Source organism: Rickettsia rickettsii (assembly GCF_001951015.1).
In the GTDB taxonomy this organism is placed as follows: domain Bacteria; phylum Pseudomonadota; class Alphaproteobacteria; order Rickettsiales; family Rickettsiaceae; genus Rickettsia; species Rickettsia rickettsii.
Genome location: NZ_CP018914.1, coordinates 1228634 through 1244152, shown reverse-complemented (window position 1 = coordinate 1244152; position 15519 = coordinate 1228634). Strand labels below are relative to the sequence as shown.

Genomic DNA, 15519 nt, shown 5'->3' with positions numbered 1-15519 from the left:
TACAACGCTTAAAACGCAAAATATACAAATATTACCGCTAGGGCCTCGAATGTACAACTTGCTTATCCGCATTCTAAAGCAATAATAGACGGACAGGAGGTAATAACATTGCTGCCGTTTCCGCCTTATTACCCAAAGACGGTACCTGCATCTGTCGGTATTTTTGCATCGATAGATGGAATGATTGAAATATTCACACTTAGTTTTGGTTATAAACCGAATCTTATTGCTAAAAGTACTTTAGATCGTATGTGTAAAATAGTAAAATCAAACAAAGATGTTTTTGGATTTAAATGGTAACCGATTTGGCCTATTGATCAAAAAATGATTGAGTCATATTATGCTCTTGGATGGCGTATTCTTAAAGTAAAAGGATGCTCAAATAAGGATTTAATTTTTCACTCAGGCTATATAATTAACGGTATTAATTCTTTTATTGGCTTTATACCTTCAGAAGAACTTGGAATTATTATTCTAGTGAACCAAGAAGGTAGTTTTCCACTTAAAAATGGGCTGGGACTTTGGTTTGATTATATAGATTAAAATTTATATACTCAGATAGAACTGCGTATACCTATTCTTTATTTACTTGTAGTATATTATATGAATAAAAAACTCATAAAACTTATTTTTATCATTTGTAGCACCGTAATTGTAACCGGTTTATTATACAAATATATCAATCAACATTATCCAAAATTTTTTAAAGCACCACAAAATATAGGGAGTTTTTGTGCGTCATTATTAATATTATTTAGTATAATTTACAGTACTATTAGCCAAAATGAAATACGCAGATTTTGTTTGCAATTAGCAATGTGGGCAGTAATTTTCTTAGTTATAATAACCGGTTATGCTTTTAGGTTTGAGCTGAACTACGCTTATCATAGAGTAATGTCTGCTTTAATTCCATCATATAAATGGTCTACTGAAGTCGGAGAAATTATTATAGCCCGTAGCAGAGACGGGCATTTTTATATCAATGCTTTTGTAAATAACGTTAAAATAAAATTTATGGTAGATACAGGGGCAAGTGATATAGCTTTAACTAAAGAAGATGCTCAAAAATTAGGCTTTGACTTAACTAAATTAAAATATACTAGAACTTATCTAACAGCTAACGGCGAAAATAAAGCCGCCCCTATAACCTTAAATAGTGTACTAATCGGTAAGGAATTTAAGAACATCAAAGGACATGTAGGTCTTGGTGACCTTGATATTTCGCTTCTTGGTATGTCGCTACTTGAGCGTTTCAAAGGTTTCAGGATTGATAAGGATTTATTGATCTTGAATTATTAAACTTCTTGCATAACTTGCTTCTAAAGGCAATTTGTACGTCGATCCTAATCCCTAATCTTCACGTATGTCTATATATGCTGCAGCGGCAAGTGCTTCCGTGTATCCTTTAAATTTCTCTCTATAAACTGCTTTGGAAAGATGTCTATTTTTTACAAATTTCCTTTTTATTAAGAAATAGTTAAATTGTTAATTATTTCTTGGCCTTTATATCAAAAAGTGCTAACATGCCTTTTTTAAATAAAAGGGGTTTTGTGTATAAATCTAAATATGACGAAATCAATTTGTTTAATGCTATTTACAATGAAGACATTAAAAAGATCAAAGAACTTGTCAATAATAAGATTATAATATTGATGTTGTTAAACTTTATCTACAAGATGCTTGTAATTTGAAAAATTTTTTAGAAACCGGTAAAAAAAGAGCTAACAGAAGAGCAAAAAGAAAAATTAGAGCAAAAGTTAGATAAACTAAACGATATGATTCCCCTTCTCTTAAGGATAAAATAGGGATAAAACGCTATTGAAATATAAAGAAATATATAATGATGACAACAATGAAGAATATCAAATATTAAAAGAGAAACTTAAAGTTTTGCCTGAGACAGTGCAAACAGAGCTTAACGAGATGTTGGGGATAATACATCTTATTGTGATGATATGTTGTGAATAAATATGGATACCAAATCGTCATGAGCTAAGCGACTAAAGACGTTGTTGCGTGGAGCAGTTTTTCCGTCATTGCGAGGAAATTTACAATAGTAAATTGACGAAGCAATGGGAAGAATTCCTGAGATTGCCACGCTCACTAACGTTCGCGTGCAATGACGACTTGTATCCACTCAACACGATCTCTTTGCAAGAATGACATAAGAGCCGTGTTAAAACGGCATTTTAAAGCCTGGTGGTAATCTCATACCGTTTAAAGCTCCTGATAAAGAATTTTGAGAATCTTCATCACATTTTTGTTGAGCATTATTAAAGGCAACTTTAATTAAATCCTCAAGCATTTCTTTTTCTTCTGCTTTTAATAAAGATTCATCAATTGAAATCTTTTCAACTTCGCCTTTACCGGTTGCAATAACCTCAACAAGCCCGCCGCCGGCTTTACCGGTATATCTTGCATTTGCCATTTGCTCTTGAGCTTCTTGCATTTTCTTTTGCATTGATTGGGCTTGCTTTAAAAACTGATTAAAATTTACCATAATTCTATCCTATATATTTTTAGCTTTTAAGTAAAATATCCGAAATTGTTATATTTGGGAAATGTTTTTTAATTAAACCAAAATCGTTACTTGCTTCAATCTTACCAATTAACTGATTCTTTAAGGTTTGCTTGTTCTGCTCTTTTATTATTATTATCTCAAACTTTTCATTAGTAAAAGCAGCTAACAAATCGTCTATTTGTCTTTTTATTTTGCTTGTAACTTTAAGACTTACGAACTCTAATCTATTATTACTGAGATTTTTAAGTTCCGTATGATTGAGCAGGAAATAATATATATCTATCTCATTATTTTTATATAAATATTCAAGAAAATCTACAATTTCAAAATTTTTTTTTATTTCCGGATTAATTGATTGATTTAAATTTTGATTATTACCGTCAAAATCTGTAAGCAAGGGTAGCGACGTCGAATATATAGATTTTATAACTAACATTTCCGTTTCTGTTAGTTGGTTATAGGAAATTTTTATTTCCCCTACTCCCTTATTATATATTTGCCATAAGATTGATAAGTGTGGCAAGCTGGTTTTATCTAATATGTTTTTAGTTCTATCATTAAATGATTCATATATAGGCAAACTATAATTAGGTAACATTTTTACTTTATTAAGATAAGCAATAAAATCTGATGCCGATTCTATAAAAATCTCAAGATTAACCGAAGAACCGTAAAGTTTATTTATTAAATTTATAGCTTTTTCCGTCTCTCTGTGGATAATATATTCGACAAATTCTATTATAACCGAACTATCGACAAGCCCAAGCATTTGATTAATTACTTGAGGACTAATTATATTGTCAGATTTTACCGACATACTAGCTGCTTGATCTAAAATAGAGACTGCATCACGTGCCGACCCTTCCGATTTGTAAGCTATAATTCTTAGTGCTTCTATATCGGTTTTTAAATTTTCTTGCTTAGTTATATATTCAAGTAGCTTAAAAATCTCTTCAAAACTCAACCGCCTTAAATCATAACGTTGACATCTTGAGATAATAGTTGCAGGTATCTTTTGTACTTCCGTCGTTGCAAAGATAAATATTATATGAGGTGGTGGTTCTTCCAGTGTCTTAAGAAGTGCATTAAATGCCCCTTTAGAGAGCATATGCACCTCATCAATAATGAAGATTTTATGCTTACCTTGTAGGGGCTTATATTCGGCGGATTCTATAATTCTACGTATGTCATCTACGCTAGTTTTACTTGCCGCATCAATTTCGATTATATCAGGGTGATTATGATTATTAAAGCTGATGCAATTCGTACATTGCTCGCATGTTTTAATAGTCGTATTTTCGGTAATTAAAGCAGAACAGTTGACGGCTTTAGCAATAATTCGGGCGGAAGTAGTTTTACCGACTCCTCTAATACCTGTTAAAAGATAGCCTCCGGCGAGCCTATCGTTTAAAATAGTATAGCTTAAAACTTTGACTAATACCTCTTGCCCCTGAAGCTCGGCAAAGTTACTAGGACGATATTTCCTTGCAAAAGGAATATATTGATTTGATGAATTTATATCTAGCACGATAGTTATAAGACTTTATAAAAAATTTATTTTGTATATGTTTTACTGAGAATTCCTGCTTTCGCGGGAATGACATAAAACGAGCCGCCTTAATGACATCAAAATTAGAATAATGCTAGTAATGACCCATCGAATCCCACTCTGGCTGCTTCCTTTCAGACCTGACCGACTAAACAGGTACAATGCCCACTACTAGCATAATTAACATAACCTGTTTATTTTTAAGAAACAATATATTTTTTTTCTATTTCCGATTTTGTTAATCTTTTAGGAGGACCGAATATTTCAGGGTTTTTTATTTTAAACAAATCATCGGAAAATTTTTGTACTTTAGCTATTTTATCAAAAGTAATAGTGACTATATTATTATCTTCAAATATTTTTAATGCTTCAATTTGTTGAGTAGCTTTATTAAAAGTAATTTCGCTACGTTTTTCTGTTAGAGTATGATAGATAGTAATTTTAGAAATATTTCTTGCGTTAATTACCGCTTCAAAAACAAAATCCTTGTCAAAATGCTCATTATCTTCTAATAAAAAATTAAATGTATTTTCGCTTCTATTAATACGGCTTACTTGCTCCATATCATAATCATACATCGATACGAAATTTTTAGTACCTATTATAACTAAAGGGAAAGGAGGATAATAATTACATCTAAAATTATAAGGTTTATGGATCAGTAATTTTCCTTTAACTATTTTACCGTACGAATCTTCTTGAGTAAAATCTATCGCAACCGATTTTATCTTACGTAGATAAGTTTTTAGCTCCGAAATAGCTGTTTTATCATCTGCCCCAAATGCTAAGCTTGAATTCACAAAAAGATAAATAATGATTAGAAAAAATATTTTTTTCATTTTCGTTGTTTTATATTTTAAATTATGTTTAAAATACCTTATGTATTCAGTTAATGCAAAATATAATTAGTATTTATGAAAATCGTTGCTTTAAAAGAAAAAGCCAAGAATGAAACACGAGCCGTAATAACTCCTGAAGTAGCAGGATTGCTAGTCAAAAAAGGCTATACGGTTATGGTAGAAAAAGATATAGGGCTTCATGCCGGTTTTCTTGATGAAGAATATGTTGCTCTAGGTGCTAAAATATCTTCGGTACCACTCGAAATTATTTCTGATGCTGATATTATATTAAAGGTGCAACCTTCATCCGTTACAGATAAATATAGTGAGCTTGAATTTGCAAAAAAAGGAGCAATTATTGTAGGATTATTATCGCCTTATTTAAATCATGAATATATAAAAGCGGCAGCTAAAAAAAACCTTACGACTTTTGCTATGGAGTTTGTGCCGAGAATTACTAAAGCTCAAAATATGGACGCTTTATCTTCTCAAAGTAACTTAGTAGGCTATAGAGCGGTAATTGAAGCAAGCTATCATTATACAAGGGCTTTTCCTATGATGATGACGGCAGCAGGGACGATTTCACCGTGTAAAACTTTAGTGCTTGGTATCGGTGTTGCCGGTCTTCAAGCTATTGCAACGGCAAAAAGGCTTGGTAGCATTGTTGCAGGATATGATGTAAGAGCTGCTACCAAAGAGCAGGTAGAAAGCTTAGGAGCTAAGTTTGTTTCACCGGAATTACAGGAGGATTTACAAGATAAATCAGGCTATGCTTACGAGAGTTCGGAAGATTATAAAGCTAAACAAGAAGAGTTTTTAGCAAAAATTATTAAAGGATATGATATAGTGATTACTACTGCACAAATTCCGGGAAAAAAAGCACCTCTGCTTGTTACGGAAAAAATGCTAGAATCTATGAAGCGCGGCTCAGTGATTGTTGATATAGCGACTAGTACAGGCGGGAACGTGGAAGATTCAGAACCGGATAAGATCGTTACTAAGCACGGAGTGACCATAATAGGTTTATCAAACCTTGCTACTAAAATTGCTACCGACAGCTCAAAATTATATGCTAAGAATTTGTATAATTTTCTAACCTATGCATTGCAAGATGGTAAGTTTAATATGGATGATGCGTTAGTACGTGAGATGTTGATTACTAAAGACGGAAAAATTGTGAGTGAGAAATTAAATATATGAATCAATTACCGACGATGGCTAAACAGGCTGCTGAAATTGCCCATAATACCCAAGAATTATCAGATAAATTAAAAGATTTGGTAATAGATACTAGTTGGCAAACAAACACAAGTACTATAGATCCGCTAGTATTTGCTATAACTATTTTTGTATTAGCTTCTTTTGTGGGCTATTATGTTGTGTGGAAAGTAACGCCTGCACTCCATACTCCGCTTATGTCTATTACTAACGCTATTTCAGGTATTATAGTTCTTAGTTCTATGATTGCTGCAAGTAGCTCTGCTTTTGGGTTCCCTGGTCTACTAGGGTATTTTGCAACGCTGCTTGCTTCTATAAATATCTTCGGCGGATTTATAGTAACAAAAAGAATGCTCGAGATGTTTAAGAAGAAGTAATTAATAATGTCATACCTGCGTTGTTGATACCCAAATCGTCATTGCAAGGAGCAGGGGTTGTTACATGGATCGAAAAACCTACTCGATGTCGTTCTAAGTAGGCGGGAATGACATAACAAGCCATACGGTTAACGTTTATAGTGACAAAAAAATCAAATTAAAGTTCTAGTTCTTTATATTCAACGGTAACTACTTCGTATGATTTAGATCCTTTCGGTGTTGTAACTTCTACAAAATCACCTACCGATTTTCCAATCAAAGCTTTTGCTATAGGAGAAGCGATTGAAACTCTTTTTCTAGTTATATCGGCTTCATATTCTCCTACAATAATATATGTTACTTCTTCTTCAGTATCGTCGTCGATCAAAGTAACCGTAGCCCCGAATTTTATGTTATCTCCCGATAATTTACCAATATCAATAATTTCCGCTCTTGCCGTCATATCTTCAAGCTCTTTAATACGCCCTTCTATAAATGCTTGTTTCTCACGTGCCGCTTCATATTCCGCATTCTCGGATAAATCGCCATGTTCTCGTGCTTCTGCTATATCTGCACTAATTTTTTTACGTTCTACATGTTTTAAATGTTTAAGCTCGTGTTCTAATTTTTCAAAACCTTTAGCGGTGATAGGAAATTTTGTATTCATAATTATATTGTATAGATTTAGTAATTTTAGTATACTATTTTCAATAATATAGATTTCAGCAAGTATATTTGTAATAGTGAAATTTGTCAAATAAGCCTTTTTAATTATTTGGCATTGCCTAAATATTGTCATTGCAAGTGGTCCTTGTCTAAGCGGATTCTGTTATGTCATGCCTGCGAAAGCAGGCATGACATCGAATACTGTTTGCAATGATGTTGGCATTATTTCTCATATAACAATAGCAACAAATTAGTAATCTTATGGAAATTAAAGATTTTGACTTTGAGAAAAAGCGTAAAATTTTCCACCTATTGGCTATAATATTTCCGCTGCTTTATTTATTTATTCCAAGAACCGCTATTACGTTATTATTATTTATAATAACGGCTATTACATTATATTTAGATGTATCACGTCATAATAATGCAAAAATTAGCGAATTTGTAACTAGATTTTTTTCAAAAGTTATAAGGCTTGAAGAAAATAACGGTTCTTTTGCTTTAAGCGGCGTTAGCTTTATGATGATCGGTTTTTTCTTAACTGCTCTTCTTTTCCCTAAAAATTTAGTGATTTGTTCATGGTTGATTTTAATTATTTCAGATTGTTTAGCGGCTCTTGTCGGCGTTAAAATAGGAAATAGCTTAGGTAACGGTAAATCTATAGCCGGTTCTATTACCTTTTTAGCTTCTGCAATTTTTATAAGTATATTAGTGTATTTCTATTTAGGATATAATACAAGTTTTATTAGTATTATTATAAGCTGCATAGGGGCTACATTAGCTGAATTTTATTCAAAAGATTTAAAAATTAACGATAATTTGTCTATACCGCTTTCTTATTGTCTTTCTACAGCTATTCTTTCCTACATATTGTAATATAATGAGAGTTGCACCAGAATTTTATGAGTTCTTAAGAAACCGTATTAACATATCGGATGTAGTGCGGCAAAAAGTAGCTTTAACTAGAAAATCCGGTAACTATGTAGGTTTATGTCCCTTCCATCAAGAAAAGACCCCATCTTTTACGGTTAGTAATAGTAAGAGATTTTTCTATTGTTTTGGTTGTAAAGCAGCCGGTGACGTTATAAAATTTACTTCTAATATTAGCGGTTTATCTTATAATGAGTCTGCTATAAAGCTTGCAATCGATTACGGTATAGAGATACCGAAATTAACTGCAAAACAGAAAGAATTTTATGAAGAATCCGATGAAATTCTAAATATTTTAGAACTCGCCAATAAGTTTTTCAGGACACAATTAACACCTGAAATATTACATTATCTACACGAAAGGGGTATTACCGAAGAAACAGTAAAAGAGTTTTCAATAGGTTTTGCCCCGAAGAATAATAAATTTGAAAAATTTTTTCACGATAAAAATATAGATATTATAAAACTTGGTAAAGCAGGGCTAATCGGCAAGCGAGAAAACGGTGAAATATATAATTTATTTTCTAACCGTATTACTATTCCAATTAGAAATATTTACAATAAAATTGTAGGCTTTGGCGGTAGAGTACTAGGGGAGGGGCTGCCTAAATACTTAAATTCACCTGAAACTACAGTATTTCAAAAAAGTGAAACTCTATACGGTGAGCATAAAGCGATAAGCAGTAGCTATAAAAAAAATCATTCGATTTTAGTAGAAGGTTATTTTGATGTTATAGCACTACATCAAGCAGGTTTTAGTGAAACGGTTGCGAGTCTCGGTACTAGCGTTACTGAGAATCACTTACATAAATTGTGGCGTGCTGGCGATGAAATTATATTATGTCTTGACGGAGATAATGCAGGCATAAAAGCTAGTATAAGAACTATTAACTTAGCATTACCGCTTATTAATAGTGAAAAGAAAATTTCTTTTATTAGGTTACCCAGCGGACTTGATCCCGATGATGCAGTAAATAAAAACGGTGCTGATTTTTTTGCAAAGCTTATAGATAAAAGAATAAGCTTATCAGAAATGATTTGGCATATTGAGTATAGCGGCAAGAGTTTTAAAACTGCGGAAGAAAAAGCTAATTTAGAGAAAAATTTAAAAAATTATTGCAGCAAAATATCGGATAGTGATTTAAAAGTAAGTTATTACAGGTTTTTTAAAGATCAAATATGGCAAAATTTAGTTACAACGCAGAAGAAAGCTACAACTAAAAACTCAAATTTGGCTCCTATAATTTCAAGTCACGGCTATTCGGAGCTTGAAATACTAGAACACGCTTTTTGTGCTTTGTTGGTTAAATTTCCTATAATACTTGAAGAAAAAGATATTAGAGATTTCATCTTAAATTTAAATTTTAATAATAAATCGCTTGAAGAATTCCGTAATTGGTATTTAAACGAGATTATAGATAATAACGTAGAAGCAAGTGAAATTACTGCAATTGTGGAAAAAACTAGCTTTTTTGATATTTTTTTATTATTATCAAAAACGGATAATTTGTTTTTAGATATCTCATGTAATAAAAATAATATCAGACTGGATTTATTATGGCAGTGGCTACATAAGAAATATTATCTAATAAATTTACAACAAGAATACGCTATTACCATAAACAGTACTGACAATCACGACTTTGAAAAAGTTTTACTATATAAAAAAGAAATTCTGAAGATTGCAAATGAACTGCAAGTTTTAAACGAATCTTTTATTAATCACACGATAACTTAATTATTTCAAACTTCTTTTAAAAGAAAAAAGCATATAGGTATTTAATGAGCAATAGCAATATAGACAATGATCTAGATAAAATAGATAGTTTACTTAAAAAAGCTAAATCTAAAAAGATACCGGTCACTTATGATGATATAAACAACGCTCTTCCTCTTAATAAAAATCCTTCAATAAGACAATTAGAGGAAGCTATATTAAAATTTTCCGATGCAGGAGTAGATATTTTAGAATCTAATGAAGATGATGAAATTAAGCTTGATATCGGAATGGATGAAGAATTTAAGCTATCTACCAATGTTGATAATGAACCTGAGGATGAGGTAGAAGAAGAAAATATAGGTACTACCGATGATCCTGTAAGATTATATCTTAAGGATATGGGGGGAGTCGATCTTTTAACTCGTGAACATGAAGTAGAAATAGCAAAAAGGATTGAGGAAGGACATAAAACAATGACTGCTTCCTTATGTAGAAGCCCTATTGCTATGCGTTGTTTTATAGTATGGTATGAAGATTTAGTTAATGAAAAAATGTTACTACGTGATCTGATAGATTTAGAAGCTAACATGTTACATGACGAAACACCCGAAAATGATGAAGAACATAGTAGTGAGACCGAAGGAGAAGAGCATGAGGATAATCACTTATCTATGTCTAGAGTAGAAACGCAGATATTACCTAATATTATAGAGCGTATGAAAAAGATTGCTTTTATCTGCGAAGAGCTACTCATTGAAGCTAAAAAATGTTATGAGAAATCTTTTGAGCCAAAGGTTTTACAAAATAGCAAAAAATATAATAATTTGGAATTATTAATAAATGAAGTTTCGGAAATACATTTTAATTCTAAAAGAACGGAAGAAATTTTAGGTAAGATGTATGGAATAAATCGTGATTTAATTAATAAAGAAACAGCTTTTTTAAAACTTGCTGAAAAATATGGAGTAACTCGCCAAAATTTCCTTGATGAATATATAGGATCGGTTATCAATGCAGCATGGAAAGAAAAAATGCTGAAAAATAAAAAAGTCGCTTGGAAAGAGTTAATGACTAAAGAATCGGATTATATAGATCAAATGATTGCTGAATTATCGGTTATAGAATCTAAAACCGGTCTTTTAGTTAATGATTTTAAAAAACTAGTGAATACTATACAAAAAAGCGAGAGACAAACGCTACAAGCAAAAAAAGATATGATAGAAGCGAATTTACGTTTAGTTATATCTATTGCTAAAAAATACGCTAATAGAGGATTGCAGTTTTTAGATTTAATTCAAGAAGGTAATATAGGACTTATGAAAGCAGTGGATAAATTTGAATATCGCCGTGGTTATAAATTCTCTACCTATGCTACGTGGTGGATTAGACAAGCTATAACAAGAGCTATTGCCGATCAAGCAAGGACTATACGTATTCCTGTGCATATGATTGAAACAATTAATAAGATACTACGTACTTCAAGACAAATGCTTAATGAACTCGGATACGAACCAACAGCAACGGAAATCGCTAACCGTCTTTCAATGCCGCTTGATAAAGTGCGTAAAGTCATGAAAATAGCTAAAGAACCTATAAGTCTTGAGAATCCCGTAGGTGATGATAGTGACGGCGGTCAATTAGGCGATTTTATCGAAGATAAGAATGCAGTAGCACCGATTGATGCGGCAATTCAGTCAAATTTACGAGAAGTTACCACTAGAGTACTTGCCACCCTTACGCCTCGTGAAGAAAGAGTGCTTAGAATGCGTTTCGGTATAGGTATGAATACTGACCATACATTAGAAGAAGTAGGGCAGCAATTTAAAGTAACTAGAGAACGTATAAGACAAATCGAGTCAAAAGCTTTAAGAAAGTTACAACATCCTATTAGATCCAAAAAACTTAATAGCTTTAGAAGCGGAGGAAAGCGTGGTGATGGTAATCCATCGGATTTACTAGAAGCATGATAATACTTATACTGTCATCCTGTGATTTGGGATCTCAGGACACGGGCTGTGATACAAGATCCCGTGGTCAAGCCACGGGATGACAGTGGGCTATTATGTATCGATATAAAATTACCATTGAATATTTAGGCACGGATCTTGCAGGTTGGCAAAGACAAGCAGGAGTAATGTCGGTACAGCAGATATTAGAAGAAGCGATTTATAAATTTTCCGGTGAACAGGTGATATTGTTTGGGGCAGGAAGGACAGATGCCGGTGTTCATGCTGTAGGTCAAGTAGCACATTTTGATCTTTCAAAATATTTAGAACCTCACAAAATTATTACAGCTATCAACTATTTTGTAAGACCGTATGCCGTAGGAGTATGGAATTGTGAATTAGCCCCCAATAATTTTCATGCTAGGTTTTCGGCTACCTCTCGTTATTATATATATAGAATTATTAATAGACCTTATCCATCGGTAATTGATTTAAATAGAGCATGGTGGATTAGTTCACCTTTAGATGTTCCGGCTATGCAACAAGCTGCCGCCTATCTATTAGGCAAACATGATTTTACTTCATTTAGGGCTAGCTCATGTCAATCAAAATCACCGATTAAAACTTTAACTGAACTTAATATTATTAAAGAAGACGAAGAAATAAAATTATATCTTTCAGCCCCGTCATTTTTGCATCATATGGTACGTAATATTGTTGGCAGTTTAGTACTTGTTGGTAAAAATATTTGGCAGGCAGAACAAATTAAAGATGTTTTAGAAGCCAAAGATAGAAAAGCCGCTGGTCCTACTGCTCCCGCCTCCGGTCTTTATTTTGTGAAAGCAGCGTATTAACAACCATAAATTTTGTCATTACAATGCCTCCCTGCATAGGCATTGTTATGTGGATACCACCTTGTCATTGCGAGGAAATTACGAAGTAATCTCAGGATATTTGACGAGATTGCCACACAAGTACTACTGTTGCTCACAATGACAACTGGGTATCCATCTACAAAGCACACTCGTAATGACGTCCTAAATTAGTACACTACTACACTGTCAATAAACTGTATAATTTTTCATGGATGTTAGTTAGCTTACCTATATCATTTCCACCGGCTTGAGCAAGGCTTGCTTGTCCACCTCCGCCGCTGCCACCTAAGAATAAAGAAAGTTTTTTTGCAATTATATCTGCATTGTATTTGTCTGTTATAGCTTTACTCACCGCAACCGTAATAGATAATTTACCAATTCCCTCGGCAATATATACCATTATCAAATCTTCTACTTTTTTTGTTAAATTTTCGGCAGCTTGACGTAATATTTTATTGTCTATATTTCCTACTTTTTTATATAATAGTTTTATTCCTGTTATTTGTGCAGCTTGCTTTTCAATTTGCTCTATACTTAAATCTAAACTAGCTAAAAGAGTTTTTTCTAACTCTTTCTCAACTTCCTTGTTACGCTCTAAGATATTATTAACCTTAGTAATAAGTTCATTTTTATTAGTTTTGAAACTGCTTTCTATCGATTTAAGTAAACTATCATTTTCTCTCATTAATGTAATTACGAATTCACCGCAAACTGCTTCAATTCTACGAACACCTGCTGCTATAGCACTTTCGCTTGTGATTTTAAAGCAACCGATGTCACCGGTACGTCTGACATGCGTACCGCCGCATAATTCTAAAGAAGTCTCACCCATCTTAACTACTCTTACTTCAGAGTCGTATTTCTCGCCAAACAGTGCCATAGCTCCTTGTTTAATTGCATCTTCAGTTGCCATTAATGTAGTAGTTACTTCATGATTATCTCTAATAATCTCATTTACCTTATCTTCGATTAAAGTGATTTCTTCATTAGTCACAGCTTTAGAATGGCTAATATCAAAGCGTAAATAAGTCGGAGCGACTAACGAACCTTTTTGAGTAACATGTTTCCCAAGTACCTCATGCAGTACTGCATGTAATATATGCGTTGCCGAATGATGAATTCTTAAATTTTGCCTATATCTTATGTCTATACTAAAATTAGCATTCTCGCCTACGTTAATCTGCCCCTTTTTCAAAATACATTTGTGGACTATAATAGAACCTAAATATTTTAAAGTATCTATTACTTCTACTTCAGAATCTTTTGCAGATATCGTTCCGATGTCACCTATTTGACCGCCTGATTCACCGTAGAAAGGAGTTTGGTTGCTGATTAATAGGAATTGTGTATCTATTTCTTTTATATCATTAACTAAATTATTATTTTTGATTAATGCAATTATTTTACATTTTGCTTCATTAAGTGTATATCCTAAAAACTCCGTGCTACCATGTTGCTCTTTGATATCAAACCACAACTGATTGGTTTTTGATTCACCGGAGCCAAGCCAAGATTTTCTAGCAAGTTCTTTTTGCATAAGCATTTGTTCTTCAAACCCTTTGTGATCAACGGCAATATCACGGTTTTTTAGAATATCTTCGGTTAAATCAAGCGGAAATCCGTAAGTATCGTATAGTTTAAATGCTACTTCTCCTGATAATTTATTACCTTTTGTTAGCGTTTCTGTTTCTTCGGTAAGAAGTTTGAGACCACGTTCTAATGTGGCTTTAAATCTAATTTCTTCTTGTTCTAAGATACTGCTTATAAAGCTTTCTGCTCTTTTAAGTTCAGGATAAACATTCCCCATTAAATCAACAAGTTTTGGCAGTAATTTATACATTAAAGGTTCTTTTGACCCAAGCATATGAGCATGCCTCATGGATCTTCGCATAATGCGGCGAAGTACGTAACCACGCCCCTCATTTGAAGGAATAACGCCGTCAGCTATTAAAAAGCTACTTGCTCGTAAGTGGTCGGCAATAACTCGGTAAGAAAATTTAGCTTCTCCCTCTGCTTTCACTTTTACTATATTTTCGGTAAAATTAATTATTTCCTGAAATAAATCTATATCATAATTGTTGTTAACATGCTGTAATACTGCCGTCATACGCTCAAGACCCATACCGGTATCGATAGATTTTTGCGATAATTCTATGCTAGTATCTTTATCGATTTGTTCATATTGCATAAATACCATATTCCAAATCTCGATAAATCTATCACCGTCTTCATCTTTAGTACCAGGAAGTCCGCCATATATTTGTTCACCGTGGTCGTAAAAAATTTCGGAACAAGGACCGCAAGGGCCAGTATCACCCATTGACCAAAAATTATCGTTTGTTTTGATCTTTATGATGCGATCATCCCCAAAACCTGCTATTTTTTTCCAATAAGCAGCTGCTTCGTCATCAGTATGATAAATTGTTGCATACAGCTTGTCTTTTGGGAGTTCAAATTCTTTAGTCAATAAATTCCAAGCGTAATATATGGCTTGTTCTTTAAAATAGTCACCGAATGAAAAATTACCTAGCATTTCAAAAAAGGTATGATGTCTTGCCGTATAACCTACATTCTCAAGGTCATTATGCTTGCCGCCGGCTCTAAGAGACTTTTGACTAGTTACCGCTTTGTTATAAGGTCTTTTTCCTTGTCCGGTAAAAACATTTTTAAATTGTACCATTCCGGAATTAACAAACATTAAGCTAGGGTCATTGTGTGGAATTAACGAGCTGGCCGGTACATGTGTATGATTATTTGCTTTAAAGTAAGTTATAAATTTACTTCTAACTTCTTCAGTGGTAAATTTAGTCATGGTAAGATATATTATTTAATGTTATGTCATTCCGGAGAGGATCATTTTTCGTCATGGCGAGGAAAATTACGTAGTAATTGTACGTAC

Annotated in this window: 13 protein-coding genes and 1 other RNA gene; 8 read left to right on the top strand and 6 right to left on the bottom strand. The window is 33.0% G+C overall.

The window, feature by feature from the left end; translation table 11 throughout:
* The first annotated feature begins 324 nt into the window (after positions 1-324).
* Together BTU51_RS07495 and BTU51_RS07490 are read left to right on the top strand one after the other, a co-directional pair.
* On the top strand, positions 325-543 hold the full coding sequence (locus tag BTU51_RS07495; protein ID WP_012151443.1) for a serine hydrolase: 219 nt from the start codon (positions 325-327) through the stop codon (positions 541-543).
* A gap of 60 nt (positions 544-603) precedes the next feature.
* Positions 604-1299 carry a TIGR02281 family clan AA aspartic protease gene (locus BTU51_RS07490; protein ID WP_012151442.1) on the top strand — a complete coding sequence of 232 codons (696 nt, stop codon included), beginning with the start codon at positions 604-606 and terminating at the stop codon, positions 1297-1299.
* Positions 1300-2176: 877 nt separating this feature from the next.
* Here the strand turns inward: BTU51_RS07490 and BTU51_RS07480 are convergent.
* The 4 genes from BTU51_RS07480 to BTU51_RS07465 form a co-directional block, all read right to left on the bottom strand.
* Positions 2177-2500, bottom strand: coding sequence for a YbaB/EbfC family nucleoid-associated protein (locus BTU51_RS07480; RefSeq protein ID WP_012151438.1), 324 nt, complete (start codon positions 2498-2500; stop codon positions 2177-2179).
* A 19-nt stretch (positions 2501-2519) separates the two neighbouring features.
* Complete coding sequence (dnaX, locus tag BTU51_RS07475; protein ID WP_012151437.1) at positions 2520-4049, bottom strand: DNA polymerase III subunit gamma/tau; 1530 nt, start codon at positions 4047-4049, stop codon at positions 2520-2522.
* Between the two features lie 107 nt (positions 4050-4156).
* An RNA gene (gene ffs / locus BTU51_RS07470) (signal recognition particle sRNA small type) lies at positions 4157-4250 on the bottom strand.
* A gap of 20 nt (positions 4251-4270) precedes the next feature.
* Positions 4271-4909 (bottom strand): outer-membrane lipoprotein carrier protein LolA, encoded by a 639-nt coding sequence (locus BTU51_RS07465; RefSeq protein WP_012151436.1) that lies wholly within the window; start codon positions 4907-4909, stop codon positions 4271-4273.
* Between the two features lie 75 nt (positions 4910-4984).
* Between BTU51_RS07465 and BTU51_RS07460 the strand changes: the two genes are divergently transcribed.
* Both BTU51_RS07460 and BTU51_RS07455 read left to right on the top strand, forming a co-directional pair.
* Positions 4985-6109: an NAD(P) transhydrogenase subunit alpha gene (locus tag BTU51_RS07460; protein ID WP_012151435.1), complete on the top strand. Its 1125-nt coding sequence runs from the start codon at positions 4985-4987 to the stop codon at positions 6107-6109.
* Positions 6106-6504: an NAD(P) transhydrogenase subunit alpha part 2 gene (locus BTU51_RS07455; RefSeq protein ID WP_010977888.1), complete on the top strand. Its 399-nt coding sequence runs from the start codon at positions 6106-6108 to the stop codon at positions 6502-6504. Before BTU51_RS07460 ends, BTU51_RS07455 begins: the two co-directional genes overlap by 4 nt.
* Before the next feature lie 157 nt (positions 6505-6661).
* Here BTU51_RS07455 and greA read toward each other — a convergent pair whose 3' ends face one another.
* Positions 6662-7150, bottom strand: a complete 489-nt coding sequence (gene greA, locus BTU51_RS07450) for a transcription elongation factor GreA (RefSeq protein ID WP_004997127.1) — start codon at positions 7148-7150, stop codon at positions 6662-6664.
* Between the two features lie 260 nt (positions 7151-7410).
* Between greA and BTU51_RS07445 the strand changes: the two genes are divergently transcribed.
* The 4 genes from BTU51_RS07445 to truA all read left to right on the top strand — a co-directional run bounded on the left by BTU51_RS07445 (position 7411) and on the right by truA (position 12599).
* On the top strand, positions 7411-8025 hold the full coding sequence (locus tag BTU51_RS07445; RefSeq protein ID WP_012262639.1) for a diacylglycerol/polyprenol kinase family protein: 615 nt from the start codon (positions 7411-7413) through the stop codon (positions 8023-8025).
* 4 nt (positions 8026-8029) lie between these two features.
* Positions 8030-9817, top strand: a complete 1788-nt coding sequence (gene dnaG, locus BTU51_RS07440) for a DNA primase (protein WP_012151433.1) — start codon at positions 8030-8032, stop codon at positions 9815-9817.
* Between the two features lie 44 nt (positions 9818-9861).
* Positions 9862-11766, top strand: coding sequence for an RNA polymerase sigma factor RpoD (gene rpoD / locus BTU51_RS07435; protein ID WP_012151432.1), 1905 nt, complete (start codon positions 9862-9864; stop codon positions 11764-11766).
* Positions 11767-11861: 95 nt separating this feature from the next.
* Complete coding sequence (truA, locus tag BTU51_RS07430) at positions 11862-12599, top strand: tRNA pseudouridine(38-40) synthase TruA (protein ID WP_012151431.1); 738 nt, start codon at positions 11862-11864, stop codon at positions 12597-12599.
* A gap of 199 nt (positions 12600-12798) precedes the next feature.
* Here truA and alaS read toward each other — a convergent pair whose 3' ends face one another.
* Complete coding sequence (gene alaS / locus BTU51_RS07425) at positions 12799-15432, bottom strand: alanine--tRNA ligase (protein ID WP_012151430.1); 2634 nt, start codon at positions 15430-15432, stop codon at positions 12799-12801.
* Positions 15433-15519: the final 87 nt, after the last annotated feature.

What these genes read in the sequence shown, in the direction of transcription:
- BTU51_RS07480 (WP_012151438.1), bottom strand. Translation starts at nt 2,500, where the DNA reads ATGGTAAATTTTAATCAGTTTTTAAAGCAAGCCCAATCAATGCAAAAG.
- greA (WP_004997127.1), bottom strand. Translation starts at nt 7,150, where the DNA reads ATGAATACAAAATTTCCTATCACCGCTAAAGGTTTTGAAAAATTAGAA.
- dnaG (WP_012151433.1), top strand. Translation starts at nt 8,030, where the DNA reads ATGAGAGTTGCACCAGAATTTTATGAGTTCTTAAGAAACCGTATTAAC.
- BTU51_RS07465 (WP_012151436.1), bottom strand. Translation starts at nt 4,909, where the DNA reads ATGAAAAAAATATTTTTTCTAATCATTATTTATCTTTTTGTGAATTCA.
- BTU51_RS07460 (WP_012151435.1), top strand. Translation starts at nt 4,985, where the DNA reads ATGAAAATCGTTGCTTTAAAAGAAAAAGCCAAGAATGAAACACGAGCC.
- truA (WP_012151431.1), top strand. Translation starts at nt 11,862, where the DNA reads ATGTATCGATATAAAATTACCATTGAATATTTAGGCACGGATCTTGCA.
- alaS (WP_012151430.1), bottom strand. Translation starts at nt 15,432, where the DNA reads ATGACTAAATTTACCACTGAAGAAGTTAGAAGTAAATTTATAACTTAC.
- BTU51_RS07445 (WP_012262639.1), top strand. Translation starts at nt 7,411, where the DNA reads ATGGAAATTAAAGATTTTGACTTTGAGAAAAAGCGTAAAATTTTCCAC.
- BTU51_RS07490 (WP_012151442.1), top strand. Translation starts at nt 604, where the DNA reads ATGAATAAAAAACTCATAAAACTTATTTTTATCATTTGTAGCACCGTA.
- BTU51_RS07495 (WP_012151443.1), top strand. Translation starts at nt 325, where the DNA reads ATGATTGAGTCATATTATGCTCTTGGATGGCGTATTCTTAAAGTAAAA.
- BTU51_RS07455 (WP_010977888.1), top strand. Translation starts at nt 6,106, where the DNA reads ATGAATCAATTACCGACGATGGCTAAACAGGCTGCTGAAATTGCCCAT.
- rpoD (WP_012151432.1), top strand. Translation starts at nt 9,862, where the DNA reads ATGAGCAATAGCAATATAGACAATGATCTAGATAAAATAGATAGTTTA.